A 25725-nucleotide genomic window follows, 5' to 3' on the forward strand; every position below is an offset into this window, starting at 1 on the left:
TTGGAGTGCCCATCACCTCGCCCCCGTCCCCGACCTCACAGCTGCGTCAGGCTGTCGACGTCCTGACCGGCTACGCCGCCCGATACGCGGTGATACGACTGCGCTACGAGAGGGCCCTGAACCCTCCGCGACCCGGCTACGGGCAGATCACCGTCCCGGGCGCCGCCGCCGAGGGCCACATCCGCGATCTCGCCGAGGCCTTCGACCGGCTGCTGCCCCACACGGGCGTGTTGTTGGAGTCCGCCCGCGCCGGCATCGACGCCATGCCGCCCGCCCGCCACCACGCCGGATGGCGGCTGCTGCTGGACGACCTTGCGCACGCCGCCGGCCAGGCAGCCCGTCTCCCCGATCCCGCTCGCGGGGGCGGTGACCGGCTATGGCCGTACCTGCAGACCTGGGGCGAGCGCGCCACCTTGTTGCGCGACCTCGCCCTCCAGCCCCAGCAACCCCACTCGGACGTCGTGCTGAGCGCGCCCGAGGAGGAGCTGTGGACCGCGCACGCCCACGCGGCCCGCCTGCGGGGCCTGCTCCAGCCCATCGAGTCCCGCTACGACGCCGCGGGCCGGCAGATCACCGTGGCCACCGCCCTTCACCCGGAAGACCCCGACGAGGAGATCGTCCTGGTCCTGTCCGGGGACATCGACAGCCCCGGCATGCGGGTGATGGGGCACCACACCAGCCACGACGACGCCATCGCGCACCTGCCCGCGGCCGTCCCGCCCGGCGTGCTGTACCCGGCCGGGCCGCCCACCGTATCGGACAGGAAGGCGCCGTCCCTGGCCGATCTGACCCGGGATGTGGCCGGTGCCCGCCACAGCGGCGACGTCGCCGAGGCGATCTCCTACATCGCCGGCCATCGGGCCGAGGGCGGATACCTCGCGGACATCACCGAGTTCCTCGACACCTGCACGGCCTGGGCGAGCGCCATGGACACCCGCGCCGGCCTCGACCTCGCCGCCCGCCTGCGGATGCTCGCCGCCCAGACCCGGCAGCTCGGCCACGAACTGCGCCTCGTCGGCGACGACATGGACGCCGCCGTCGCCGTCCTTCCCCCGTACCGCACCCCGGCCCCACGCCACCTCAAGGCCCCGGCCACCCCGGCGCTGACCACAACCCCGCTGCCCGCTGCACCGCCGACCAGCGCTCTGCACGCCCACCGCCGGTAGCCGCACCCCCTTCTCGCACGCCATCTGACGGAAAGCCCTGCCCTGTTGACCCTGGCCGCCACCCCGACCGCCGCCCCGCCGCCTGCCACGTACGGTGCCGTCCTCGGCAGCCGGCACGTCGCCCGCCTGCTCGCCGGCACCCTGACCGGGCGCCTGCCCAACGGCATGGTGCCCGTCTCCCTCGTCCTGTGGATCACCGCAGCCGGGGGGAGCCTGGCGTTCGCCGGGATGCTCGCCGCCCTGTACGGGCTGGCTTCGGGACTGTCCCAGCCGGTCAAGGGCAGGCTCATGGATCGGTACGGGCAGACCCGCGTCTCGGCCCCAGCGGTCCTGGTCAACTCCGGCTGCCTCCTAGGGCCTGTTGTGAAAGTGCTGGTCACAGCCATTCGTTGATGGCTGCGATCAGCACTGTCGCTTCGTAACGGACGGCGAGTTTGTCGTACCGGGTGGCGACGGCCCGGTGGCGCTTGAGCCGGTTGATCCCGCACTCGACCGCGTGCCGCTGCTTGTAGTCGTCCTTGTCGAACTTTGGCGGGCGCCCGCCGCGCGATCCGCGCTTGAGGCGATTGCGGACCCGGTCCGCCGGAACCGGGATGGTGGCTTTGATTCCGCGTCTGCGCAGGTAGGAGCGGTTGCTGCGGGAGTCGTAGGCCTTGTCTGCCCGGACCCGGTCTGGCCGCTTGCGCGGCCTGCCGAGCCCGAGCCGGGGCACCCGGATCGCCTCCAGGACCGGCTCGAACTGCGGGGAATCACCCCGCTGCCCAGCCGTGATCACCACCGACAGAGGCTTCTGCCCCTGCTCGACCGCGAGGTGGATCTTGCTGGTCAGTCCGCCACGGGAGCGTCCGAGACCGTGGTCGGCCGGCTCGACGAACACTCCGCCGGGCGGCTCCTTCTGGAGGTCCCCCTTTTTGCCGCCCCGGCGGCGTGCTGATGGGCCCGGCAGACGGTGGAGTCGACATTCACGTCCCAGGTGATCAGGCCCTTCGCATCAGCCTCGGCCTGGAGCCGCGTGAGGATCCGGGCCCACGTGCCGTCCCGCTGCCAGCGCCGGAACAGGTCATAGACCCGGTCCCACGGCCCATAGCGTTCGGGCACGTCCCGCCAGGGAGCGCCGGTTCGGGTCCGCCACCGTATGCCGTCTATCAGCTGCCGCCGTGTCCATACCTGCGGACGGCCCGGCTTGATGCCCGTCGGCAGCAACGGCTCAAGCCGGGCCCACTGGCCGTTCGTCAGATCTCCACGTCCCACGACAGGTGATCATCAACGAACAAGATCCACTTTCGCAACAGGCCCTAGCCCTCGTCTGGATCGGGGCGAGCGGGCACCCGGCCGCCGTCACCGCGACCGTCGGCGTGGCAGGGGCATTCACCCCGCCGCTGGAGGCCGGGCTCCGTGCCCTGTGGCCGAGCGTGCTCACCGACCCCGCACAGCGCCGGGTCGTCCAGGCCCTCGACACCGGCTCCCAAGGACTCCTCTACATCGCAGGCCCCCTGCTCGCCTCCTGGCTCGCCACCACCTACGAGCCGGACGCCGCGCTGGCCGCAACCGCGGCCCTGGGGCTGGCCGGCACCGCCGTGGTGCTGACCGCCTCCCCGTCCCGGACCTGGCGCCCCGCCACCCACGACAGCGACGCGGTGGCGGGCAGCGGGCGGCTGATGAACACCGCCCTCGTCCTGCTATTCCTCGCACTCGCCGGGACCGGCTTCACCCTCGGCGCGATGAACGTGTGGGCCGCCAGCATGGCCACCAACCACCACCAGCCCCTGCTGTCCGGAGTGCTTCCCGCAGCGTTCTCCACCGGATCCTTCCTCGGCGGCCTGATCTACGCCCGCCGGGCATGGCCCGGCACGACCACCACCCAGCTCCTGGCCACCAGCACGCTGTTCCTCCTTGGCTGGCTGCCCCTGCTGGCCCAGCCCGGCCCACACACCGCGATCGGACTCGCCTTGGTGCCGGGGTTGTTCCTCACCATGGTCATCACCTGCGGATTCCACACCATCGACATCCTCGCCCCCGCCTCCCGCACCACCGAGGCATACGCCTGGCTGATCTTGAGCGTCGGTGTCGGCCAGGCCGCCGGAACCGCCCTCGCCGGCACCCTCGTCACCCACCCGCACACGCTCGCAGCTCTCCCCGCAGCCGGTGCCGCCACCGCCCTGGCTGTCCTGGCGTGCGCCCGCGGCCGGATCGGCCCCGCCCGACGGCGTGGCCGCCACCGCCGCACGCGTGCCACAGGCGCGGCCCTCCCACGCCACGCCCGCCCGTAGCCCCCACCACTGATGCGCTGGAACCTCCGGGCCCGCGCGTTCGCCCAACACCCCACCGCTTTCCCGCCACCGCCGATAGGACTCCCGCCTTGCCTGAATCACCAGCAGAGCCGTTCATCCCGATCCGGCACAGCATCACCGGCGAGATCACCACCACCCGCTTTGGCGCCGCCGCCCGGCGGATCCTGCTCCAGTCCGGCTTCGAAGAGGCGCCGGACTGCGCCTGCCGAGCGACGGAACCCGGTACGGAGCAGGCGCACGGGCCTGCTCGGCAGCCGGCGAGCTGCTCGTCGCCGGCCATCCCCTGCACCTGCACCGAGCCCTCGGCCAGCTGGTGAGCGCCGACGTACGCCTCGGTTGGCCCGGTCGCCGATGTCGGCACAGTCCGTGATCCGCTCCCAGAGCGGCCAGCCTCTCCAGCGCATCGCCAACCCGCCCGCAACCGCACCTGTTGAAGGACCCTCGTTTTGACCACACCCGGAACGCCTACCAGTCCAGCACGGACAAAGGGCGGCGAACTACGGGCCAAGGTGGCCCGACTGCTGGCCGACCGGCCGACGGACAAGCTCACCATCGGGGACATGGCCCGGCAGCTGGGCCACTCCCACGGCGCCGTCCGCAACGCCGCCCTCACCCTGGTGCGACGCGGCGAGGCCGACCAAAGCGGAACCGGACAACCGGAGTTCCGAGCGAACGCGAAAACCGCCGCAGCCGCACAGACCGCTGTGATCAGCCCGCCGGGCACCCACGCTCCCCGCGCCCAGGCGGCCACGGCCCGCACGACCACTCCCGCGGCGGCCACGCCCAGGCGGACCGGCCCGATCCGCCGCGCGGGGGGCCAGCTCTACCACCCGAGGGAGCTGGCCGATCTGCCCGACGTCGAGGCGTTGAATCGCCTGCGCGACGCCGACGTGCCGGTGCTGCTCTACGGCCCTCCGGGCACCGGCAAGACGTCGCTCGTGGAGGCGGCGTTCCCGGACCTGCTCACCGTCGCCGGTGACGGCGACACCACGGTCGGCGACCTGATCGGCGAGTACACGCAGGCCGACGGCGGAGGCTACGTCTTCCAGTACGGTCCGCTGGTCACCGCGATGACCGAGGGCCGCGCCCTGCTGATCGACGATGCCACCTTGATCTCGCCGAAGGTGTTGGCGGCGCTGTATCCCGCGATGGACGGGCGCAGGCAGATCCAGGTCAAGGCCCACAAAGGCGAGACCATCAAGGCCGAGCCGGGCTTCTACGTGGTGGCCGGCCACAATCCCGGCGTCCACGGCGCGGTTCTGACGGAGGCGCTGTCGTCCCGGTTCAGCGTGCAGATCCAGATCGGCACGGACTACGACCTCGCCCTGGCGCTGAAGATAGATGCCCGGGTGGTCCGGGTCGCCCGACACCTCGCCCGCCAGGTCGACCTCGGTGAGCTGGGCTGGGCCCCCCAACTGCGCGAGCTGCTCAGTTACCAGAAGACCGAGGCCGTCCTCGGCACGAAAGCCGCGCTCGCAAACCTGGTCGGCATCGCTCCTGTGGAGGATCGCGACGCCGTCGCCGACGCCGTCATCAAGGCTGTCGGCGTCAAGGAGGTCGCGCCTCTCACCCTCGGCAGGCAGCTGCCGGCCTCGGCCGCCCGGCGGCCTCCGGGCAGCGCCGTCTCCGCGCACCGGGGGCGCTCGCGATGAGTGCCCACCACCACGTCCAGTCCCCCGCCACCACGCCGGAGGACGACGCCGACCTCGCGCGATGGGATGACGACGGCGCCCCGCCCGCGCAACCCCGTACGTCCCCGGACGCGTGGTTGCGCGTGGGAGCCGAACTCGGCGATCGGCTGGTCGCCCTCTCCGGCCGCCAGGACCTCCTCGTCACCTGCCGCCCCGGTACGCGAAGCGGCGCACCGGCCGCGTTCTTCCCCACGCTGGGCGAGGTCGAGTTCGACGCCCGTTTGTTCGCCCCGCTCCAGCCCCACGAGATCCATCCGCGGATCGTGGGCGACGAGGAGCGGTATCCCGCCGCCTGGGGAGTGTTCGTCCACGAGGCCGCGCACGCGGCCCACTCCGTCTGGACGGCGCCTGCGGGAGCGGACCCCCGTGTCGTCGAGGCCGCGTTCCTGCTGGAGGAGAGCCGCGTCGAAGGCGCACACCTGGTCACGCGGCCGACGGACCGCACGTACCTGCGCACCAGTGCCCGAACCCTGGTCATGCCCGACATCGCCCACCCCACCCTCCAGGGCATAGAGCACGCCGCCTCCGTGGCGGCCCTGATCCTCGGCCGCCGGGACGTCGGCATCCTGGACGCCGGCGAGACCCAGGCCGTCGCCGATCTGTGCGAAAAGGTGCTGGGCGCCGACCTGCTGGCCACCCTCACCCGCATCTGGTCCGCGGCCCACCGGTGTGCCGACCACGACGCCACGACCATGCTCGCGCGCGCCCAGGACTGGTGCGACGCCCTGGACAGCGCTGCCCCCTCCCAGCCCGTGCCGGAGAACCTCAGCGATCTGCTGTCCGGCGCCGTGACGGTCGTCATGGACAACATGGCCGCCAACGACGCCGCCGACCTCGCGGCACACGCAGCCGCGAACAACGCCGTGGCCGCGCGGTCCAGGGCACAGGCCAAGGACCGCGCCCAGCAGGCCGACCAGCGGCGCAAGGCGGCCGCCACCGCCAAGTGGGTCTTCAACCCCCGCGGCGCCACCGTCAACCCCGACGGCACACCGGCCCCCTACAGCAACCCCGTCACCGGCACCCGCAGGCCCACCGCCGCCGAGCAGAGCGCCGCCGCGCGCCTGAGCCGCGCCCTTCGCGCCGCCGCCTACCGCGAACGCACCGAGGAGCGGACCACCAGCCCCACCCCGCCCGGCCGCCTCAACATGCGCCAGGCCCTCGCCCGCGACGCCCAGCGCGCCGCCGGCTCGATACCCACCGCAGAACCGTTCACCCACACCCGCCGCCGCAACTCACCCACCCCGCCCCTGCGCGTGGGCATCGCCGTCGACGTCTCCGGCTCCATGCGCGCCGCCTGCGGACCCGTCGCCTCCGCTGCCTGGATCGTGGCCCGCGCAGCAGCCCTGACCGACCCCGACTCCCGCACCGCCACCATCGCCTACGACCACGATCTGACCGCACTGACCCGGCCCACCCACCGGGCGCCAGAACGCGTGACGACCTTCAACGCCAACGGCGGCAGCCACAACCTCGGCGACGCCATCGACGCACTCGACCACGGCCTCGAACTCAGCCGCCCCGGCGCCGGCCGCCTCCTCGTGATCGTCACCGACGCCCGATACACCCCCGACGAGACCGCTCAAGCCGTCACCCGCATCAAACGACTCACCACCGCCGGCTGCGCCGTACTCCAGCTCACCCTCAACAAGACATCCCTCCACCTGCCGGGGACCACCCTGCTCCACCTTCCCCGGCCGGCCAGCGCGCCCGCCGCCATCGCCACGGCGGCCACGGACGCCATCCGCAGGACACGCTGAGACGACGCAGAAGGCGGAAGCGTCCCCGAGACCACCGCCCAGCGCTCCAGACCACCTCCGTCCACCGCATGAATCGTGCATCCGATGCACGACCCACCGCGACGACGCAGGCCACCACCCCAACCGCCAACGAAAGGCACTCGACTTGACGCACCAGATCAGCAACCCGACCTCGAACGCAACGCCCATCAAACGGAATTCTCCGGGGGTCCGTACCGCATGGCAGATCGTCCACAGCTGTGGACACGAGGTCATCCGCGACCTGTCCGACCGCCCCGCCGACCGGCGGGCGTCCTTCGCCCGCTGGCTCACGGGACGCGACTGCACCGACTGCTGGAAGACCGCCCGCGACAGCGACACCGCCTCGAAGGAAGCCTGGCTGGCCGCGCGCCGCGCCGAGGAACAGGCCGCCGCGAAGGCATGGACCGAACAGTTCGACATGCCGCCCCTGGAGGGCTCCGAGCGCGCCCTGGACTGGGGCGAGCGCTCCCGCTACCAGCTGGCCACCGCCGCCTACACCGCGCTGGTCACCGAAGGGAGCTGGGAGGAGGCGGACTGGACGGTGCTGGAGGAGAAGGTCCGCACGGTCACCCGGGCAGGGTGGTGGATCGACCAGCGGGATGCCGACGGTGCGGACCTGCCGGAGCTGCTGGAGGCGGCGACCGAGGCCGACCGCGGCACGGAGAACCCGTTCCGGTAACCGCCGGGCCAGTGACGTCGCCCGCGGCGGGAGACGTATAGCCGACGATCCCCGGTTAGCCAAACCGGGGATCCTCCAGACCATTGAAAGTGCTGGCCCCACCGCCAGCCATGCTCTTCGCAGAGAGGATTTCGCCGTGCCCGAAGCCGTCCCCCGTACCGCGTCCATACCCGCCGACACCATCACCCCCCACCGGGACATCACCCACGCGCACTTCGCCCCCGGCGACCGGATCGTGGTGATCAAGGGCATCGCCGACGGCGAACTGTGGGGAGACGCAATGACGGTGGTCGCCCCGTCCTGGCACACCCCCACCGAGGAGGACGGCTGGCGGCTGCGCGATCCCAACGGGGGCGCGCTGTCCTTCATCACCGGGCACCCCCGCTACCTCGTCCACCTCTCCAAGCGCTGCCCGGACTGCCTGATCTACCAGCGCGCCCTGCGGGACTTCCTGCTGCCGAAGGCCGACGGGGACGAGCCCCTGGATGCCGGGTGGTACTCCATCGTGGACCGCAACCAGCTCTTCCACACCGCAGACCAGCGGAGCACCCGGTGATCGCCCGCCTGCACCGCCGGCAGCACGCCGCTACGGCCGCGCTGGGCAACGCGCTGGAGCGTCCGGTCAGCTTCACCCGCGAACTCAGCCACCGCATCGTGGCCTGTTGGGACCGGCTGGATTCGCGCTCCGAGTTCGCCGAGCGGGAGGCATGGAGCGAGTTCCAATGGGCCGCGCACCTCAGCCATGCACAGCCGCGCTCCGAGGCGGCCGATTCACCGTACTTCCTTCATCTCAGCGTCCGGCTGCACCGCATGGACCGGCCGCTCGCCCCGGCGCAGTGGTCGGAGATCGCCCACCGGCTCGCCCGCACCGCGGGCCTGGCACCGCATGCGGACGGCGAGCCGTGTCGGTGGATCGCGCTCCAGTTCCGGCACGGGCGCCTGGATGTCATCGCCAGCCTGGTCCGCGAGGACGGTACCCTCGCCCGCACCCCGAGGCGGCTGGCCGAGGAACTCGCCCGGCAGGCCCGGATCCTCGAATCCGAGTTCGACCTCATCCCTGCCCGGCCCCCGGCCGGACAGCAGGACCAGGTGATCGCCGACCCCCTGGTCGCCGCGGAAGCCACACCTGCGCAGATCGCCGAGCAGATCCGCGCCCTCACCGACGAGATGGACGGCAGCCTCGCCCAGGCCCGGCGCCTGGCCGAACAAGCCGCCCACGAGCTGGCGACACGGCCCGAGGTGTACGCCCGGCGCGGCGCGCACCAGCTCGAGTGGGCAGCCGGGCGCCTGTACGGGCTGCTCCACGACCTCGAAGGCACCGCCGAGACGCTGGCCAACCCGCCCGCGCTGCTGCGCAACGCCGTGGTCCGCTCCACCCGCCGCCCCGCCCGCACGGCGCGGCGAGCCCGCTGAACCCACCCTCGAAGGGAGCCTGTTTGCCTCTGGTCGAACGCCACCTCACCCTGCGGCGCGACCCGCACTCCGGTGAAGTCCTCGCCCGCGGCGGCGACGCGGTCGCCCGCAGCATCCTTGAGCGCACCGGCTTCGTCCCCGTCATCCGCCACCACGACCGCTACCACCGGCTGCCGAAGAACCTCGACCGGGCCGAGGAAGAGCACCTGGCCACCCGCGCCGTGGCCCGCCTCCAGGCAGTCGGCTACACCGTCGAGGCGGACACCGCCTTCGCCACCGACCGTCGTGAGCCGCGCTATCCGAGCCTCGGCGCGCAGGTCGCGCACCTCGCCTCCCGGATCCGCGAAGCCGACACCACCGAAGACGTCGCCGGCGTACTGACCGAACTGACCGCCGAGGACGACGGCATCCTGCCGGCCCTTGCCGAAGTCCTAGCCGCCACTGCCGACTTCTACCAGCACTTGAGCGATCCGGCCGACCCCTCCACCGCGAAGCGGCTGCGCTACCTCGCCGAGGAACGGCTCGCCGTCATCGACTCGGACGTGCGCGCCACCCGCAACGCACTGGCCGACCGGCACAGCCCGCACCCCCACCGCCATCCCTGCCCGGGCAAGGTCGGCCCCGGCGAGAGGGAGGCATCGGCCGCCTGCCCGTGTCCTGTCCCCGTCACCACCACGCCCCCGTCCGCGCTGCGGCCCGCGCCCGCCGTTCGGCGCCGCTGACCACCGTCCCGTACCGCCTTGAGGAATCCATGCCCACCGACCACCACGAGGAACTCGGCGCCTTCGCCGCGATCCTCACCCAGCTCCTGCCCGGCACCTGGACCCACCAGCTCCGCCTGCCACCGCCCACGACGACCAGTTCTTCCTCACCGCCGACGTGTGGGACATGAACCAGGTCGCCGAAGCCCTCGCCACCACCACCCTCACGCACGACGTCATCCTGACCCGCGACGACGGCCGGCGCCTGTTCCTCATGGACCACCCCCGCCACGCAGACGCTTTCCTCATCGCCGCCATGGCCCCGGAAGACATCCATGCCGGAGCCTTCCGCGGCGTGCGCGAACCGGACGGCATCGTGATATCCGCCGACCCCGAGGAGGCCGCCGACGCCATCACCACCAGCCTCCTGCCCCGCTACGAAACCGCCCTGGCCCACGTCCGCGACAACGCCGCCCGCCTCACGGCCGATGCAGTACGCCCGCAGACTGTCGAGATGACCTGGACCGAGGACGGCTCCCTGGCCGCCGAGGCCAGCAGCGACGAGGCCGCCCGGATCCTGACCGCCAACGGATTCGTCCACGACCCCGACCGGCAGGCGTACGTACTCGCCGGTGACGACACCGCCGTCCAGGCCCGCCACGTACGCACCGCCGGCACCCAGCTCGCCGCCCTCGGCATCGGCGTCGCCCTGCGCCACCCCACCCCCCTCACCAGCGTGAACAGCACCCCCGTCCCGGTCCCGCGCCAGCACACGGCGGGCAAGACCCGGTCCCGGTGAGGAGGCAGCCCCACCAGGTCGCCGAACTCCTGCACGCCGAGGTGCGCCGCCCTCTCCCCGGCTCCCCGCAAGCACCTCGTCGTCGCGGTGGTCCTCCCGCACCCGCTGATGGCCCGGGCACCGGCGGCGCCTCCCTTCCCCGCCCCAGGAGCCCATGTCCCCCTCACGCCCCGACCTGGCCGTCTACGCCAGGGCCCTCGCCGCCCGGCTGCCCGGCACCTGGGCCGCCACCTACAGCCGTCACGACGGATACGCCGACCAGCTCGCAACCACCGGAGCGGTCTGGGACGCCGGCGCCGTCGGATACGCCGCGTCCACCTACGTTCTTCGCCACCAGGCCGTCCTCGCCCGGCCTGACGGCGCCCGCCTGCTGGTCTTCGACCGGCCTCTTCGCCCCCGCCGGTTCATGGTCGCCGCCCTGGAGCCGGACGCCCCCCACGACTCCTTCCACGGCGTGGGCGAGCCCAACGGCATCGCCGTCCCCGCCGACCCCGCCCGCGCCGCAGCCCAGGTCGCCCGCCGCCTGCTGCCCCGCTACGAGCACGCCCTGCGCCAGGTCCGCCACAACACCGCCCACCCGCCGCCGCGGCGGCCGGCACCACTTCTGATCACCGGGACCGTGAGCATCGCCTGGTATCCGGACGGCGTGGTCGGCGCCGTGACCGGGGTCCGCGACGCCACCTCGGCCCTCTACAGCGCCGGGTTCCAATACCACCCCCACCACCGGATGTTCCTGCTGCCCGCCGCCCTGGGCGACCGCGAACAGATCACCCGCATCGACAGGGCCGCCCAGCAACTCGCCCGGATCGGCATCGGTGTCACAGTGCGCCCCGCCCCGACCGTCACCCCCGCAACACCGCCCGCCCCACGCCCTGCCCTGCCCACCGCCGTCTCTGCACCGGGCCGCTGACCCCGGGCCACCCCCCTACGGAAGGAGTGCCCGCCTTGGGCAATCTCGCTGATGAATACGGCACCGACGTCGAGATCTACCGACGCCACGCCACCCCCGACACCATCCACATCGTCAGCCGCACCGACGCCCCCGAAGAACTCCTCGCCCTCCTCGACAGCACCGGCCTGGAACGCAAGACCGAGGCCATCTACACCTGGCACGAAACCCCCGAGGGTCTCAGTGAGTCCGCGCAAAAGCAGCTGGTCACCCGCGCCGTGCTCCCCCTCCTGATCGCCGACTACAAGGTCAACATCGACCAGGACGTGTACGACGTGACCGCCTGGGCGCAGACCCTGGCCGAGCACCGCGCCGCCCAGGCCCGAGCCGCCGCGGCCCCGGCCTCCCCACCGGCTGCTCCGGGCACCAACGCCTCCCCCCGCTCCCGCTGAACCAGGGCGACACCGCTCACCCACCGGAGCACCACGATCCCGACGCCTCAAAAACCCCCTGCCCCGATCACGCCCGACCGCCGTCCACGCCTGGCCGCCTTCCTCCTGCGCCGCTACCTGCGCACCGTGACCGCCACCCCAGCCAGCCGAAGGCCCGACCGCCGACCCGGATGAGTCCAGCCGCCGAAACACCTGCCCCTGACACCCCGCCCGGAGGACCATGCCCGGCCCCAACCCCCAGCCCGTACACCTCACCCGCCACATCGCCCAGCAGATCGACGTGCTCAACGAACACCTGGCCGCAGCGCCGCCCCGGCAGGCCGCCGAGATCCTCGGCCAGGTCCTCGACCCGGAAGAGGGCGTGCTCGGCCGTCTGACCACGCTGGTCGCCACCGGCTCCCACTTCGCCAAGCATCACGCCACAGCCGGAACCCTGCCGCCCGAGGTGTGGCTCGCCCTCGGCCGCGCCGCCAACGAACTCAACGACATCGGCCTCGACCTCGACGAACACGCCGACGCCCTCCGCCAGCTCACCCGCCCACCCGCCACCACGACGGCGCCGCCGACCGCCTCCGCCCTCGTCGCACGGAGGCACCGATGAAGAAGACCTGGACCGGATGGGGCCCTGCCGACCAGCCCGAACAGCACTACGTGATCGAACCCCGCCACCTCGGCGGCGGCGGAGACCCCCGCTACATCGCCGAGTACCTGCGCGCCTCCGGCTGGAGCGACCACACCCGCAGCGGCGGACCGTACGTCTTCGACAGCCCCGACCACAGCGTGCGCATCGGCTACGACCCCACCACCATGCCCGGCGGCTGGACCGTCTCCGGGCACGCGGCCGGCGAACACCAGCCGGCCTGGCACGCCACGTTCACCATGGCCGTCCCCGTCGAGATCGTCGCCGGTCTCACCGACAGCCTGACCAAACCGCGCTCCGCGCACGCCCCCAACGTGTGGGCCCCGCTGGAGGAGAACGAGTGGGAGACCGAACGCGGACAGCACTTCACCGCCGTCTCCCCGGACCGCAACGCCTGGGTGCAGTACCACCAGAACGGACCCGGGCAGGCCCACTGGTGGGCCGGTGCCCGCACCGAGCACGGCCGCGCCTGGGACGCGGTGTTCACCTCCACCACCCCCCTCCACCTCGTCCAGGGGTTCGCGACGGCGCTCGCCGACCCGACGCCGGTGATGCGCCCGCGCGGACGCGTCCCCGCCACCAAGTGGATCACCACCACGTCGGTGTCGGTGCGGCCCTCCGAGATCGGCGCATGGCAGCAGGCCCGGATCACCGCCGCCCGCGCCGCGACCTGGGCCCGCAACTCCTGGGCCGCAGCACGCCCCCACAAGCACACACCGACAGCCGCCGCCGGCCCGTACACGGCAGCAGGCGCACGTGGCCGCCGATAACACCCCGGGAAGGAGATGAAGCCCTTTCGTGAGTATCAGTGAGCGGCACCTGGCCGCCTTCGCCGCCGACCACAACGTCTACGGCTCACCCGTCAGCCCCCGCTACCTCGTCGGCCGCGGGGACCCCCGGCACGTCACCCACGCCCTGTGGGCCGCCGGATGGACCACCGCCTCCGACCCCCTGCACCCGGCCATCCGCATGACCAGCCCCGACCGATCCCTGCGTCTCGACATCGACTTCGCCGAACACCGCTCCGGCTGGAGGGTCGGTCCCGGATTCGGGCACAGCCACTGGTCGGCCTCCTTCAGCACCGACACGCCGGTGGAGATCGTGGCGGGCCTGACCGACGCCCTGATCCGGCCCGAACCCGACACTCCCGCCTCCCCGGTTGCCGACGTCCTCACCGCCCGCGGCTGGCAGCACACCACCGACGAGGCAGGCACGCAGACCCTGCTCTCCCCGGACGGCACCGTCCAGGCAGAACTGCGCGTCTCTCCCTCGATCGGGGTGATCGGCTGGCAGTTCACCGCCGCCCACCACCGCGGCGAGTACGGCCCCAAGGGTCTGCTGTGGCGGGCCGGCTTCCACGAGAACACCCCTCCCCACCTGCTGGCCGCCGTCACCGCCGCCGTGTGCCACCCCGGCTCCGTCCTGCGCGCCCGGTACGACCACGTCTCCAGCCCCCACGTGCACGTCGACGCGGAGTTCGTCATCGGCGACGAGATGGCCGCCGCGCACAAGCAGCGCCTGGCCCAGGCCCGGCGCCACCGTCCACGCCCGCCCAAGCCCACCCCGGGCGTGGCCACCTCCGTACCCGCCGCCCGGGCGGGCGCGGCCGGCCCCGCCCGATAGGTCCCCGCCCTCCGGTTCCAAGGAATCCCCACCACGTGTCCCTGTCCGCTGACGAAGACCACCGGCGTGCCCTCGGCCGTCTCACGCGATACATCACGGAGGCCCAGGAGATCCTCGCCTCCTGGGACACCTACTCCGACGAGCACACCGATGCTGACGGGTGGCCGCACGACCCCATCGCCTACGGATACCGGCAGCGCCGCCGCGATGCCGACACCTGGGAGGCGTTCGCGAAGATCCGGTTCGTCGCCCTCACCCACCTTCTGCCGCTCGCGGAGCGGCAGCTGCCACACATCCCGACGCTCCGTGTCCGTCCGAGTTGGTCCTGGCAGCTGAAGACACTGAGGACTTCGCTCGACGAGATCTACCGCCTCCAGGAGTCCTGGCTGGCAGAGCGGGACGCCCTGCCGGACCGGGCGGTGCCCGGGACGCAGGAGTACGACGAGCCGCTCGCCGACCGCAACGCCGAAGCCTGGCACTACCTCGACACCTGGGCCGTCCACGGCCAAGCGCTCCTCGACATCAACACCGCTGCCCAGCAAGGGTCTCGCCATCGCGCCGACCTGACCACGGCTGCCGTCATCTCCACCGCGGGCCCAAAGCCCCTCTCCAGGAGGACCCCCTGACCGATCACACAGCCCTGCCCGTCGAGCAGGCCCTCGTCCGCCCCCGCTACCTCGCCGGCCCCGGTGACCCGGCCTGGGTCACCGCTGCCCTGCACCGCGCCGCCGGGTGGAGCTACGGGTACGACCCGCTCATGCCGCGGGTACTGCTCACCAGCCCCGACCAACTGGCGGTACTCCACCTGGAGCCCGACCCTGACCAGCCCTGGTGGGTCCTGCGCCACCACCGCAACGACACGAACCCCTCGTGGTCGGTGAACTTCGGTGCCCGCACCCCGGTCGAGATCATCGCCGCGTTCACCGACACCCTCACCTCACCCCACGCCCCGCCCGCACCTGGCAGCCCATACGAGCCGCTTCTCGCGGCCGGCTGGCAGCCGGCGCGCGACCACGACGGGCTGACCTCACCCGACGGCATCGCCCACGTCGAGCACTTCACCGACACCGGCTCCAACAGCTGGTTCATCGACGTCGCCATCGGCGGCGACCCCGAAGGCCAGGTCTGGAAGGCATACCTCAGCGGCACCACTCCACCCCACTTGATCACCGCTGTCACCGGCGCGCTGGCCGACCCCGCCCCCATCGCCCGCGACCCGCATCGCCTGCCCCACCTCGGCCACCACCTGCACACGACTACCGCGCAGGTACCGGCCCCCGACGTGGCCTTCGCCCTGGAGCGGCGCATCGACGCCCTCACCGCCCGCCCGCCGTCCAGCACTCCCGCGCCCTCGCCACCGCCGGGGAAAGCGCCCCCGCCCCGCCGCCCCCGCTGACCCTCCCCTCTGGAACCGCCCCCTTGCCCAACTCCTCCTCGAACTCCGGCAACGACGGCTACGACATAGCCTTCAAGGCACTGCTCGGCGCCATGGCCGTCATCATCCCCGCCTCCACCTTGGCCTGGCTCGGCGGCAACGCCCTCGCCTGGGCCACCGACGCCGGCGACTGGGTGCCCTACCAGCCGGCCGCCGCTCTCCTGCACCCCGAGCAGCTGTGGCCCGCCGCGGACGAGACCGCGCTGCTGATCGCCACCCGCATGCTGCCCGCCCTGATCCTCATCGCGCTCGTCCTGGGCGGGCTCACCTGGTGGCGGCGCCACGCGGGCGCCGCCGGCAGGGGCAAGCGGAAACGTATCGCCGGGATGGCCAAGCGCTCCGACATCGAGCCGCTGCTCGCCAAGGCCATCACCGCCAAGGCCCGCTCCCTGCGCCCCAGCCTCAAGCACGCCAAGACCATCGACGCACACGACACCGGCGTCCTTCTCGGCAACCTCCAGGGCAGCCGGCACGAAGTCCGGATGGGGTACGAGGACGTAGCTGTCGCCATCATGGCGCCCCGCTCCGGCAAGACGACCTGCCTGGCGATCCCCGCCATCCTGGGTGCGCCCGGCCCGGTCCTCCTCACCTCCAACAAGGCGGCCGGCGACGCCTACACCGCCACCCTCGACGCCCGCGGCCAGGCCGGCCGGGTGTGGTCGATGGACCCGCAGCAGATCGCCCACGCCGAACGCGCCATGTGGTGGAACCCCCTCGCCGACGCCAGAGCCCTCGACGGAGCGGGCCGCCTGGCCGGGCACTTCCTCGCCGCTTCTGTGGATGCCTCCCAGCAGGGGGACTTCTGGTCCAAGGCCGGCAGCAACATCCTCGCCCAACTGTTCCTCGCCGCCGCGCTCGACGAGCGTCCGATCACGGACGTGATGCAGTGGCTGGCGTTCCCCGCCGACCGTACGCCGCTGGACATCCTGCGCGACCACAAGTTCACCGCGGTCGCCTCCCAGTTGAAGGGCACCGTCGAGGGCCCGCCGGAAACGAGGGACGGTATCTACGAGACCGCCCGCCAGTACGCCGCCGCCCTCCTCAACTCCGAGATCGCTGCCTGGGTCACCCCGCAGAAGGGTGTGGCGGAGTTCCGGCCCGCCGAGTTCGTCACCTCCCTCGACACGCTGTTCCTGCTCAGCAAGGACGGCGGTGGCGGAGCAAGCGCCTTGATCGCGGCGTGCGCGGACTCGGTGATGCGGGCCGCGACCGCCCAGGCCGAACGCGCAGGGGGACGCCTGGACCCGCCGATGCTGGCGATCCTCGACGAGGCCGCAAACGTGTGCAAGATCAGCGACCTCCCGGATCTGTACTCCCACCTCGGCTCGCGCGGGATCATCCCGATCACGATCCTGCAGTCCTACCGGCAGGGCCAGAAAGTGTGGGGGGACGCGGGCATGGACGCCATGTGGTCCGCGTCCACCGTCAAGGTCATCGGCTCCGGAATCGACGACCCGGACTTCGCCGACAAGCTCAGCAGGCTCATCGGCGACCACGACGTCGAGACGAAGTCCACGTCCGTCTCCGACTCGGGTAAGTCCACCTCCATCAGCATGCGGCAGGAACGCATCCTGCCCGCCGACGCCATCCGCGCCCTGCCCAAGGGCACCGCGCTGTGCTTCGCCACCGGCATGCGAGCCGCCATGCTCGACCTGCGCCCCTGGTACCTCGAGCCCGGTGCCGCCGAGTTGTCCGCCGCCTCCGCTGCCGCATCGAGGGCGATCACCGCCCGCGCCGTCGCCAAGGCCGCACCGCGCCAGTCCGACTTCGGAACCGCCGCGTGAGCCAGCCGCCACTGCACCTGGTACCGGTGCGCTCGCGCGACGCGAAGGCCTTCGTAGCCGCCTGGCACCGCCACCACCCGCCCCCCGCGGGCATGGTGTTCGCCGTGGGTGCCGCCGACGACGACGGCGTCCTGCACGCGGTCGCCACCGTCGGCCGACCCGTCGCCCGGCACCTCGACGACGGGCAGACCCTGGAAGTCACCCGCACCTGCACCGACGGCATTGCCAACGCCAACTCGATGCTGTATGGGGCGGCATGGCGCGCGGCGAAGGCGCTCGGCTACCGCAGGTTGATCACGTACACGCAGGACGGCGAGTCCGGTGGCTCGCTGCGCGGGGCCGGGTGGCGGGTGATCGCCCGCCGCCCGCCCCGCCCCGGCTGGCACACCCCCTCCCGGCCCCGCACCCCGCGCGGCACCGAGCACATCGCCCGCACCCTGTGGCAAGCGCCATAGCCCCTCACCGGGCTCACCGGGCCGTGCCCAGCCTTGCCGCGGCCGGCACCCCGCAACAGGAAGGTCCACACTGACCGAATACACCCCCCGCTCTGGCCGGACGCCCGCTCCCGACCGAGTGCTCGCGGACGAAACCTCACCGTCCACACGACCCTGCGAAGCACCGCGCCCCGACCGCTATAACTGGGAACTGGCCCGCGGGCCGATCACCGCGTTCGGTGAGTCCAAGGCCCTATCCGCCTGGGCCAAGGACCCGCGATGCCCGGTCAGCCGCGAGGCACTGCGGACCCGGCTCGCCCTGGGCTGGCTACCCGAGGACGCCATCACCCGCGAACGTCACGACAAACCGACCCTGGAACACACCTACCAGGGGCGGACCTTGACGCTTCGCGGCTGGGCGGAGCAGTCGGGCATCAAGTACCACACCCTGTACCGGCGCCTGACGGCCGGAGGCATGACGTTCGAGGACGCCCTGCTCAAAGGGTCCGACGGGCCGGACTTCGCCCTCCCCGTCACGGCGTTCGGCGAGACCAAGCCGATGTCCCGCTGGGCCGTAGACCCCCGCGCTGGCTGTACCGCCACCACCCTGCGGCGCCGCATCGCCGCAGGGTGGGAGCCGGAGCAAGCCATTACCGAAGAACCGCACAACCGCTCGACGCTGGGCAGCGGAGTGCCTCACCGGGCGTTCGGGCTCCGCATGGGCCTGGAGGACTGGGCCCGGCACACCCAGATCCCCGTCGGCACCCTGCGCCACGTCATGGGCCACCACGACCTCCCTCTGGAGTCCACCCTCCACGCGCTGGGCTGGAGCCCGCACGCCGAGGCCGGCACGGTGCACGACCTGATCTCGCTACCGGCCGCCCAACTCCGCCCGGGCGACCGAGTCCTCGGCATCTCCACCGCGGACGGCCCCGAGCCTGTCCTCACCGTCCGCAGACCCCTCACGCCACCGCAGCCCCCAGCACGGACCTCCGCTGCGGCGCCACATCCTCCCGGCGGCCACCCCGTCGCCCGCCGTGGCCGCCATTAGCACGGTCGCCGTGACCGCCGCGACCACCACCGCCCGGTCCCTGCTGGAGCAGCACGGCTTCGCCCCCACGCCAGACAGTGTGCTCTACCACCCGCGGAACGGGCTGGACAAGCGCGGACTGCTCGGCGGCGTCGCCGCTGCCGAGGCGCACTCCTATGCCAACGGCCTGAGCGCCCACGTCAGCCTGGGCATCCCCACGCCGGCAGACATCCCCGCCCATGCACGCCGCCGCTCAGCTGCCGCCGTGCCACCGAGCAAGCCCCCGGCCCAGCGCCGCCTCCTGTGACCACGCCCCCAGCACGCAGCACCGCCACCCAAGGAGCTCCCACGTCCTCCGACATCCCCACCGTGCACGATCTCGCCCGCGCTCTCGCCGACCAGCTCCACCCCGGCGCCGCTCCCCGCGACGTGACCGTCCAGTTCGGCGCCCGTCGGCAAGCCCCCGTGGAGTACCGAAGCCGCGGCCGGGGCGGACCCGTGACGACCTACGCCCAGGCACTGCACGCCACGCTCTACGGCCTTCCCGCGCATGACGAGTCGCTCCCCGCCGCGCTGGACGCGCTTCTGCAGGCCACGCACACGGCCACCGCCCCGGACCAGCAGACCGCGATCCTGCGGCAGGTCGCCGAACAGCTCCGCAACGCTGCCGAGATCGTCCAGCGCTACCAGTACCGAGCCCAGTGGGACCGGCTCCCCACCGATGTCGCCGAGCAGCTCGCCGATGCTCACGCCCAGGCCCTGCAGATCGCCGAAGGGCTCGACCACGTGGCCCCCGCCTTCAGCCACCAGGCCACCACGGACGCACCCCGCAACCTGCCCCGCCCGGCCGCGCCTGCCGTGTCCCGCCCCGGCGCCGCGGCCTCTGCGCCCGCCGTCAGCCGAACTCGCTGACATCCCCCGCCGTCAAGGATCTTCTTGCACCCCTTCCACCTCTTCACCCTCCAGCTCGCCCACCACCTGCCCGGCACCCGGAAGGCCGTCCGCTACTGGTACCCGCTCCCGCCGACCAGTCCCTCGACCTCTGCCGGGTCTGGACTCCCCTCGACGCCCGTCCTGTGCTCGCCGGCCGTCTCCACGCCGCGACGCTGCTGGGCCCTGACGACCTGGAGCTCTACCTCATCGAGCACCGCCGGGACCGAGCCCTGACCTGCCCCGTGATCCCGTACGGACTCCACTCGGACGTCACCGAGCTCACCCCCGCGCCACCGGCCGTCGCCGCTCCTCGCGATCCGGTCCGAGCCGCCTGGCGGATCAACGACCGCGTCCTGCCGCGCCTCCGCTCCCATGCCCCTGACCGCCCCGGCGGCCGGCCCCTTCCGAGCACCCGCTCGCTGAGCTCACCCTCCCCGCACCGTCAAAGGATTCCCCCATTTCCACCTCTCCCCAGTTCCGCACCCTTTCCCTTGGTGCCGGAATTCAATCCACAGCTCTGCTCTGCCTTTCCGCCGAGGGCATACTCCCGAGGGTCAACCATGCGATCTTCGCGGACACCGGATGGGAACCTAAAGCCGTTTACGATCACCTCAACCGCCTGGAGGAGGAGATCGCCCGCCCGGCCGGAATTCCCGTCCTCCGAGTTTCGGCCGGGAACATCAGAAGAGACGCATTGGACCCGGATCACAGATTCGCGTCCATGCCCCTCTACATTCTCAACCAAGACGGCCGTCCTGGAATGACCCGACGCCAGTGCACCGGGGAATATAAAATCAAGCCGATTAAACGACAAATCCGCGAACTCCTTGGCCACCCGTATCCACAGCGGGTTCCGAAGGGGATGTTCGTCGAGCAGTGGGTCGGTATCTCCACCGACGAGTTCCACCGGGCGAAGGACTCGGACGTCAAATACATGCGCAACCGCCATCCGCTTATCGAGATGGGCTGGTCGCGCGCCGACTGCGTCCACTACCTCACCAGTCTGGGACTGGCCGATACTCCGAAATCGAGCTGCCTCGGCTGCCCGTACCACGGCAACGCGCAGTGGCGGAGTATCCGCGATAATTCCCCGGAGGAGTGGGCGGATGTGGTGGAGTTCGACGCGGCGATCCGGGCCGGAAATGCGCGCGCCAACGCTACCGGAAACCGGCTTCTGGGGCAGGCATTCCTGCACCGTTCCCGCGTGCCGCTCGGTGAGGCACCGATCGACCACGTGACCGCGGCGGAATGGGCCGCCCTGCAGGCCCAGACCGCCGAAGCGGACCTGGAGGAGCTGGAGCAGGGCGTCGAGAACGGCTGCTCGCCCTGGGCCTGCCGCGGCTCCGAAGAAGAGCCGGTGCAGGACGACTTCGGGCTCGCCTCGTGACCGCCTCCCCGCCGTTGGCCCTGGATCTGTTTGCGGGGAGCGGGGGCTGGAGCCTGCCTCTGAAGGTGTTCGGCATACGCGAGGTCGGACTCGAGTGGGATGAGTGGGCGTGCCGGACGCGGGCCGCTGCCGGGCAGCTGACGGTCCGAACCGACGTGGCTCTGTATCCGACCTGGCCGTTGGTGGGCCGGACCTGGGGGTTTCTGGCGTCGCCACCTTGTCAGGCATGGAGCATGGCAGGGAAGCGGCTCGGTCTAGTGGACCAGCCGCTGGTGCACCAGGCCGTCGCCGACCTCGCGGCCGGGCGCGATACCCGCGCCGGCCTGCTGACCGCCTGCCGGGACGACCGCAGCCTGCTGGCCGCCGAACCGATGCGCTACCTCCATGCATTGAACGCGGTGGGGCAGCCGGAGTGGATCGCGATGGAGGAAGTCCCCGACGTCCTGCCTCTGTGGCGCCAGTACGCCGCCATCCTCAGGAGCTGGGGGTTCTCGGTGTGGACGGGCATCCTCAACGCCGCCGACTACGGCGTGCCCCAGACCCGGCGCCGGGCGATCCTGCTCGCCTCCCGCGTCCGCACCGCCGAGCCGCCGGCGCCCACCCACGCGCAGGCCGCTGAGCCGGAGTCGCTGTTCGGGCCGGGCCGCGAGCGGTGGGTGTCGATGGCGGAGGCGCTCGGCTGGGGCGCCACCGACCGGCCCACCCCGACCGTGTGCGCTGGCGGCGGCCCGGGCGGCGGCCCCGAGCCCTGGCCCACTGGCGCCCGGAAGACGCTCGCCGATGCCCGCGACCGCGGCCGGTGGAGACACCGAGCCCCCGGCCACATCGCCGGGCGCACCTGGCCCGGCGGCCCGGCCGGGAAGACCACGGGTGGAGCGGGCTGGTCCTGGTCGCTGCGGAGCAACAACCAGGCCAACGCAACCGTCCGCACCGTCGACGAGCCGGCCGGGACGCTGTTCTTCGGGCACCGCGCCAACGAGTGCGTGTGGGTGGCAGAACCCACGGCCGCGGAACCGGGCGCAGACCGCCCTCCGGGTCCGGCGCCGGAAGCGATCCGGATCACCGCCGCCGAGGCCGGTGCTCTGCAGTCCTTCCCCGCCGACTACCCCTGGCAGGGAAACAAGGGCCAGCAGTTCTCGCAGATCGGCAACGCCGTCCCGCCCCGCCTGGCCGCCCACCTCCTCGCCCCGCACGTGGGCGTCACCCTCACCCGCGACGACTTCACCCTGGCCGCCTAAATTGCCCCAACCCAGCATCCCCGACGCCGACTTCGACCTGCTCGACGTACCGCCCGCCCCCGCCGGCCACTACGCCGAGCAGGCCCTCCTCGGCGCGCTCCTCCTCGAACCCGACCGCCTCAAGACCCTCGGCATCCTGCACCCGGCCGACTTCGCCAACGCCGGGCACCTGGCGGTGTTCCACGCCATGACCGCCCTCACCCCGCCACCGCCCGACGTCCACACCAGCAAGCCGGTCTGGCTCACGGCCGTGTTGGAGCACGCTCGGCCCGCCGCCCGCGGGCTGAGCGCCGCCTACCTCCACCAGCTGGTCAGTGGCTGCCCCGACCCCGCCCACGCACCGGCGTACGCGGCGATCGTCCGTGCCGGCCACGCCCGCCGGACCCTAACCGCTCACGCCGAACACCTCGTCCACACCGCCGGCGACCCCATGCTGGAAGACCAGCCCACCGCTGCGCTCACCGCCGCCGACACACTCGCAGGCGTCCTGGACCACCTCGCCGGCCGGTTCCCCGCCCACTCCAGCCCCCTGCCCCGCACCCCCGCCCCGGCTCACCCCGTCCGCGACCCCGACCACGAGGACGTCCAGGACGAGCGTCTCCTCCTCGCGGCGCTCTGCGCCCGCCCCCGCCCCACCGAGGCCGCACGCTGGCTCCAGCCCGGCGACTTCCTCGACCCCCTGCACGGCCGCCTCTTCGGCTGCCTGCTCAACGTCGCCCGGCGCGGCGAACCCATCGACCCGGTCACCGTGCTGTGGGAAGCCCAGCACCAAGGGCTGATCACCCCCGCCCTGCCTCCGGCCGAACTCCTCGGCATTCTCACCGACGGCCACGGCGTGGCCACGGAGCACTGGGCAGAGGTCGTCCTGCGGCGCGCCATGCTCGCCCGCGCCCACACCACCGGCCTCACCGTCCTCGCCTACACCCAGGACGACACCAACACCGTCCACCAGCTCCTCGCCGGCACCCGCCGCGCCCTCGCCGACTTCGCCGCCGTCCGCGCCCGCTGGCACCGCGCCACCGACCCCACCCTGCCCAGGACCACCCAGTCCGCAGGCCCGGCCTCACCCCGGGCCGGACCCGTCCCACTCCGTCCTACAGCCACCACGCGGGCCGCCCGCTGACCCATCCGTCCCAGGCTCCGGCCGGCACCCCGCCGGCCGGAGCCGCAAGCTTCAAGGCACTCCCATGCCCCAGCCGACACCTGACACCCGCATCCACTTCGCGCTTCACCCCGACCATCCGCCCGCCGTCACCGCCACCGTGACCGGCCCCAACAGCACCGAGGCCCGCATCGCGCTCGCCGCCCGCGGCTTCCGCGACACCGGCGCAGGCTCCATGGTGCTCGCCCGCATCGACCGCGAAGAGCCCTACTACACCCAGCAGACCGCCCACGACCTCCAGCACGACTACGACGTCGGCATCGAGCCCGCCCTCCAGGAAGAGATCGACACGGAGTGGACCTGGGGCAACTACCCCATGACCCACCTGACCCGCGAGGAGATCCGGCAGGTCAGCGCCACCGCCCAGCAGATTTACGACGACATCTCCGCCGGCCGCCTGAAAGTCCACCTGCATGCCCACGACGGATGGACCGCCGTCGCTGTCGGCACCTACGCCGACGGCCACAGCGTCCACCTCCACGGCGAGAACCACCTACGGCAGATCGCCCTCGTGTACGACGACAAAGCCGAAGCCGTCGCCGAGTTCCACCGCCTCCACTCCGTCGCCGTACGCCCAGGACCCGCACCCGCCACCGACACCGAACTCGCCGCAGCAGCAGCCCACACCCCACCCACCCCGCACCGCGCTCCCGTCGACCACGACAGCCCGGCCACGGTGCGGGAGGCCCCTCCTGCTGCCGGCGCTCAGACAGCCGACCCGCGCGTCGGCGAGACTCTGCTGGAGTCCTTCTTCGAGAACAACCCCGACTGGTGGAAGGTGAGGACCTGGTCGGACGAGACCACCGTCGCCTGCCACGAATCCCTGGCTATGCGCATCGAGTTCGACCACGAGGCACGGCACCGAAGGGACGTCGCCTGGACGGTCGCCGTCTACGACTCGCCGGTCGGCGAACGCCTCTGGCACGCCACCGCCAGCGCCACCACACCCACCGACCTCGTCCAGACCCTGCTGGACAGCCTCACCTCGAACGAGCCGGGGTGGGGCCCGTCGCCCGCCGGCGGTGCCCTGCGGCCGGTTGATGCCACCCGCACCCTGCTGGAGGCCCGCTGGACGCAGACCAGCAGTGCCGGGTACGTGGCCTGGCAGGCCCCTGATGGCAGCTCCAGCCTGCACCTCAATACCTACGCCGCCGAAATCCCGGCAAGCCGGCTGACCGCCTGGAGCGTCATCGGCGGCACCGACCCCAACCGCCCCGGCTGGGTCATCGACCTCTCCGCTGCGGTGACCCCCGACGTCCTCGCCCATCTCACCGACCACCTCGCCGTTTGTACTCCCCCAGCACCGCGCCGAACGGGCACACCTCCGCTGCCCGCCACCCCCACGGCCACGACGACGACCCCAACGCGCCCCCGGCGTCACTGACAGGTCAACCACGCCGCCGACATCGGCACGCAGACGTCAAACCAGCCCGCCCAACGGCATCTCGGCCACAGGCGCCCAGCTCATGCGCCAGCCTCCGGTGTCCGGTGCGATGTCGTATCGGACGGACAGCAGGTGGATGGCGTCCACCCGCATGGGTGCGCGGCGCGGGGTGATGCGGTTGCGGAGGATGCCGTTCAGGGAGTCGGAGTCCGCAGTGTCGTAGGCGTAGCCCAGTGACATGTGGAGCCGTCCGGTGTCGTGTTGGAGCGCCGCGTCACCTCGGGCGGTGCGAATCGCCGTGCAGACTCTGTCCTGGAGGGCAGAGGCTTCGTCGTCGGGCCACACGTCGAAGACGGCCCCGGCGACGTTGGCGATCGGGGGGCCGACCACCGTGGTGAACGCAGGCACCTCGGCAACAGCACTACGGAGGGCACGGACCAAGTCCTGGCGCTCATCAACGCCGATGTCCGCGGCAGGGGCGTCGGCGACCATCTCCAGGGTGACGTGCAAGGTGCCCGGGTCGCCGGCGCGCGCCGGGCATGCGGGATCAATGGGATAGTCCAGGAGTGCAGGTCTGCAGGCGTGGGCAAGGTCCACGAGGGCCTCATCCGTGCCCGGGCGAGGAGTGAGGTAGACGTGCAGAACGTCCATTCCCTCGGTCCATGGCCTGCCCTGGAACCGTGGCGTGAAGCGCTGCACGAAGACCTCCTGCTCGGGCCTGTACCCCTGCCGGAGAACCTAGCGGCCGGATCAGGCGGGAACCGTGGCTTCCGGGCAGACTGGCTCAAACTCCACCAGGCGCCCGCTGCGGGCTGG

General features: G+C 72.2%; 31 protein-coding genes. 28 read left to right on the forward strand and 3 right to left on the reverse strand.

All coding sequences use genetic code 11. From position 1 onward, the window contains the following. The first annotated feature begins 5 nt into the window (after nt 1-5). Together AC2RP6_RS07580 and AC2RP6_RS07585 are read left to right on the forward strand one after the other, a co-directional pair. Entirely contained in the window at nt 6-1166 is a 1161-nt protein-coding gene (locus tag AC2RP6_RS07580) for a hypothetical protein (protein ID WP_486445494.1), read from the forward strand. 45 nt (nt 1167-1211) lie between these two features. Further along, nucleotides 1212-1559: a hypothetical protein gene (locus AC2RP6_RS07585; RefSeq protein WP_486445495.1), complete on the forward strand. Its 348-nt coding sequence runs from the start codon at nt 1212-1214 to the stop codon at nt 1557-1559. On the opposite strand, the gene AC2RP6_RS07590 is transcribed toward AC2RP6_RS07585, so the two are convergent. Continuing rightward, nucleotides 1543-2417, reverse strand: a protein-coding gene (locus AC2RP6_RS07590) for an IS5 family transposase (RefSeq protein ID WP_486444433.1) whose coding sequence is annotated in 2 segments (ribosomal slippage) — nt 1543-2024 and nt 2024-2417 — 876 coding nt in all. Because the reading frame shifts where the segments join, the coding sequence is not laid out codon by codon here. The genes AC2RP6_RS07585 and AC2RP6_RS07590 overlap by 17 nt on opposite strands. A gap of 5 nt (nt 2418-2422) precedes the next feature. On the opposite strand from AC2RP6_RS07590, the gene AC2RP6_RS07595 reads away from it, so the two are divergent. From AC2RP6_RS07595 to AC2RP6_RS07700, 22 genes are all read left to right on the forward strand, one after another. Beyond that, nucleotides 2423-3436, forward strand: a complete 1014-nt coding sequence (locus AC2RP6_RS07595; protein ID WP_486445496.1) for an MFS transporter — start codon at nt 2423-2425, stop codon at nt 3434-3436. A 116-nt stretch (nt 3437-3552) separates the two neighbouring features. Next, complete coding sequence (locus AC2RP6_RS07600; protein ID WP_486450251.1) at nt 3553-3774, forward strand: hypothetical protein; 222 nt, start codon at nt 3553-3555, stop codon at nt 3772-3774. 192 nt (nt 3775-3966) lie between these two features. After that, entirely contained in the window at nt 3967-5109 is a 1143-nt protein-coding gene (locus AC2RP6_RS07605) for an AAA family ATPase (protein ID WP_486450252.1), read from the forward strand. Beyond that, nucleotides 5106-6905, forward strand: coding sequence for a vWA domain-containing protein (locus AC2RP6_RS07610; RefSeq protein ID WP_486445497.1), 1800 nt, complete (start codon nt 5106-5108; stop codon nt 6903-6905). The genes AC2RP6_RS07605 and AC2RP6_RS07610 overlap by 4 nt, the downstream gene beginning before the upstream one ends. Before the next feature lie 226 nt (nt 6906-7131). Beyond that, nucleotides 7132-7605 (forward strand): hypothetical protein, encoded by a 474-nt coding sequence (locus tag AC2RP6_RS07615; protein ID WP_486450253.1) that lies wholly within the window; start codon nt 7132-7134, stop codon nt 7603-7605. 136 nt (nt 7606-7741) lie between these two features. Beyond that, entirely contained in the window at nt 7742-8161 is a 420-nt protein-coding gene (locus AC2RP6_RS07620; RefSeq protein ID WP_486445498.1) for a hypothetical protein, read from the forward strand. Beyond that, nucleotides 8158-9018, forward strand: a complete 861-nt coding sequence (locus tag AC2RP6_RS07625) for a hypothetical protein (RefSeq protein ID WP_486445499.1) — start codon at nt 8158-8160, stop codon at nt 9016-9018. Before AC2RP6_RS07620 ends, AC2RP6_RS07625 begins: the two co-directional genes overlap by 4 nt. A gap of 23 nt (nt 9019-9041) precedes the next feature. Next, nucleotides 9042-9740, forward strand: coding sequence for a hypothetical protein (locus AC2RP6_RS07630; RefSeq protein ID WP_486445500.1), 699 nt, complete (start codon nt 9042-9044; stop codon nt 9738-9740). Nucleotides 9741-9769: 29 nt separating this feature from the next. Further along, nucleotides 9770-9910, forward strand: coding sequence for a hypothetical protein (locus AC2RP6_RS07635; protein ID WP_486445501.1), 141 nt, complete (start codon nt 9770-9772; stop codon nt 9908-9910). Then, complete coding sequence (locus AC2RP6_RS07640; protein ID WP_486445502.1) at nt 9907-10518, forward strand: hypothetical protein; 612 nt, start codon at nt 9907-9909, stop codon at nt 10516-10518. Before AC2RP6_RS07635 ends, AC2RP6_RS07640 begins: the two co-directional genes overlap by 4 nt. Before the next feature lie 154 nt (nt 10519-10672). After that, nucleotides 10673-11428 (forward strand): hypothetical protein, encoded by a 756-nt coding sequence (locus tag AC2RP6_RS07645; protein WP_486445503.1) that lies wholly within the window; start codon nt 10673-10675, stop codon nt 11426-11428. 35 nt (nt 11429-11463) lie between these two features. Continuing rightward, nucleotides 11464-11859: a hypothetical protein gene (locus tag AC2RP6_RS07650; protein WP_486445504.1), complete on the forward strand. Its 396-nt coding sequence runs from the start codon at nt 11464-11466 to the stop codon at nt 11857-11859. Nucleotides 11860-12079: 220 nt separating this feature from the next. Next, the gene (locus tag AC2RP6_RS07655; protein WP_486445505.1) at nt 12080-12460 is read left to right on the forward strand and encodes a hypothetical protein; all 381 of its coding nucleotides are present in this window, start codon (nt 12080-12082) and stop codon (nt 12458-12460) included. Further along, complete coding sequence (locus AC2RP6_RS07660; protein ID WP_486445506.1) at nt 12457-13269, forward strand: SPDY domain-containing protein; 813 nt, start codon at nt 12457-12459, stop codon at nt 13267-13269. The genes AC2RP6_RS07655 and AC2RP6_RS07660 overlap by 4 nt, the downstream gene beginning before the upstream one ends. A gap of 28 nt (nt 13270-13297) precedes the next feature. Continuing rightward, on the forward strand, nt 13298-14122 hold the full coding sequence (locus AC2RP6_RS07665; protein ID WP_486445507.1) for an SPDY domain-containing protein: 825 nt from the start codon (nt 13298-13300) through the stop codon (nt 14120-14122). A gap of 35 nt (nt 14123-14157) precedes the next feature. Then, entirely contained in the window at nt 14158-14748 is a 591-nt protein-coding gene (locus AC2RP6_RS07670) for a hypothetical protein (protein WP_486445508.1), read from the forward strand. A gap of 131 nt (nt 14749-14879) precedes the next feature. Further along, a complete protein-coding gene (locus AC2RP6_RS07675; protein ID WP_486445509.1) occupies nt 14880-15518 on the forward strand; it encodes an SPDY domain-containing protein in 639 nt (212 codons plus the stop codon). 23 nt (nt 15519-15541) lie between these two features. Continuing rightward, the gene (locus AC2RP6_RS07680; RefSeq protein WP_486445510.1) at nt 15542-17341 is read left to right on the forward strand and encodes a type IV secretory system conjugative DNA transfer family protein; all 1800 of its coding nucleotides are present in this window, start codon (nt 15542-15544) and stop codon (nt 17339-17341) included. After that, nucleotides 17338-17796 (forward strand): XF1762 family protein, encoded by a 459-nt coding sequence (locus tag AC2RP6_RS07685; protein ID WP_486445511.1) that lies wholly within the window; start codon nt 17338-17340, stop codon nt 17794-17796. Before AC2RP6_RS07680 ends, AC2RP6_RS07685 begins: the two co-directional genes overlap by 4 nt. A 118-nt stretch (nt 17797-17914) precedes the next feature. Continuing rightward, nucleotides 17915-18826 (forward strand): hypothetical protein, encoded by a 912-nt coding sequence (locus AC2RP6_RS07690; RefSeq protein WP_486445512.1) that lies wholly within the window; start codon nt 17915-17917, stop codon nt 18824-18826. A gap of 10 nt (nt 18827-18836) precedes the next feature. Continuing rightward, the gene (locus AC2RP6_RS07695) at nt 18837-19112 is read left to right on the forward strand and encodes a hypothetical protein (protein WP_366449231.1); all 276 of its coding nucleotides are present in this window, start codon (nt 18837-18839) and stop codon (nt 19110-19112) included. Between the two features lie 62 nt (nt 19113-19174). Continuing rightward, nucleotides 19175-19717 (forward strand): hypothetical protein, encoded by a 543-nt coding sequence (locus AC2RP6_RS07700; RefSeq protein WP_486445513.1) that lies wholly within the window; start codon nt 19175-19177, stop codon nt 19715-19717. 92 nt (nt 19718-19809) lie between these two features. Here AC2RP6_RS07700 and AC2RP6_RS07705 read toward each other — a convergent pair whose 3' ends face one another. Next, nucleotides 19810-19953 (reverse strand): hypothetical protein, encoded by a 144-nt coding sequence (locus tag AC2RP6_RS07705; protein WP_486445514.1) that lies wholly within the window; start codon nt 19951-19953, stop codon nt 19810-19812. A gap of 302 nt (nt 19954-20255) precedes the next feature. On the opposite strand from AC2RP6_RS07705, the gene AC2RP6_RS07710 reads away from it, so the two are divergent. The 4 genes from AC2RP6_RS07710 to AC2RP6_RS07725 all read left to right on the forward strand — a co-directional run bounded on the left by AC2RP6_RS07710 (nt 20256) and on the right by AC2RP6_RS07725 (nt 24909). After that, nucleotides 20256-21125 carry an adenine nucleotide alpha hydrolase family protein gene (locus AC2RP6_RS07710; protein WP_366449293.1) on the forward strand — a complete coding sequence of 290 codons (870 nt, stop codon included), beginning with the start codon at nt 20256-20258 and terminating at the stop codon, nt 21123-21125. Nucleotides 21126-21139: 14 nt separating this feature from the next. Further along, nucleotides 21140-22363 (forward strand): DNA cytosine methyltransferase, encoded by a 1224-nt coding sequence (locus AC2RP6_RS07715; RefSeq protein WP_486450254.1) that lies wholly within the window; start codon nt 21140-21142, stop codon nt 22361-22363. A 1-nt stretch (nt 22364) separates the two neighbouring features. Next, the gene (locus AC2RP6_RS07720) at nt 22365-23486 is read left to right on the forward strand and encodes a DnaB-like helicase N-terminal domain-containing protein (protein ID WP_486445515.1); all 1122 of its coding nucleotides are present in this window, start codon (nt 22365-22367) and stop codon (nt 23484-23486) included. 64 nt (nt 23487-23550) lie between these two features. Further along, nucleotides 23551-24909: an SPDY domain-containing protein gene (locus AC2RP6_RS07725; protein WP_486445516.1), complete on the forward strand. Its 1359-nt coding sequence runs from the start codon at nt 23551-23553 to the stop codon at nt 24907-24909. Between the two features lie 36 nt (nt 24910-24945). Here the strand turns inward: AC2RP6_RS07725 and AC2RP6_RS07730 are convergent, their stop codons facing one another. Next, entirely contained in the window at nt 24946-25608 is a 663-nt protein-coding gene (locus AC2RP6_RS07730; protein ID WP_486445517.1) for a 2'-5' RNA ligase family protein, read from the reverse strand. Nucleotides 25609-25725: the final 117 nt, after the last annotated feature.

The organism is Streptomyces sp. WAC03905 (assembly GCF_057371075.1).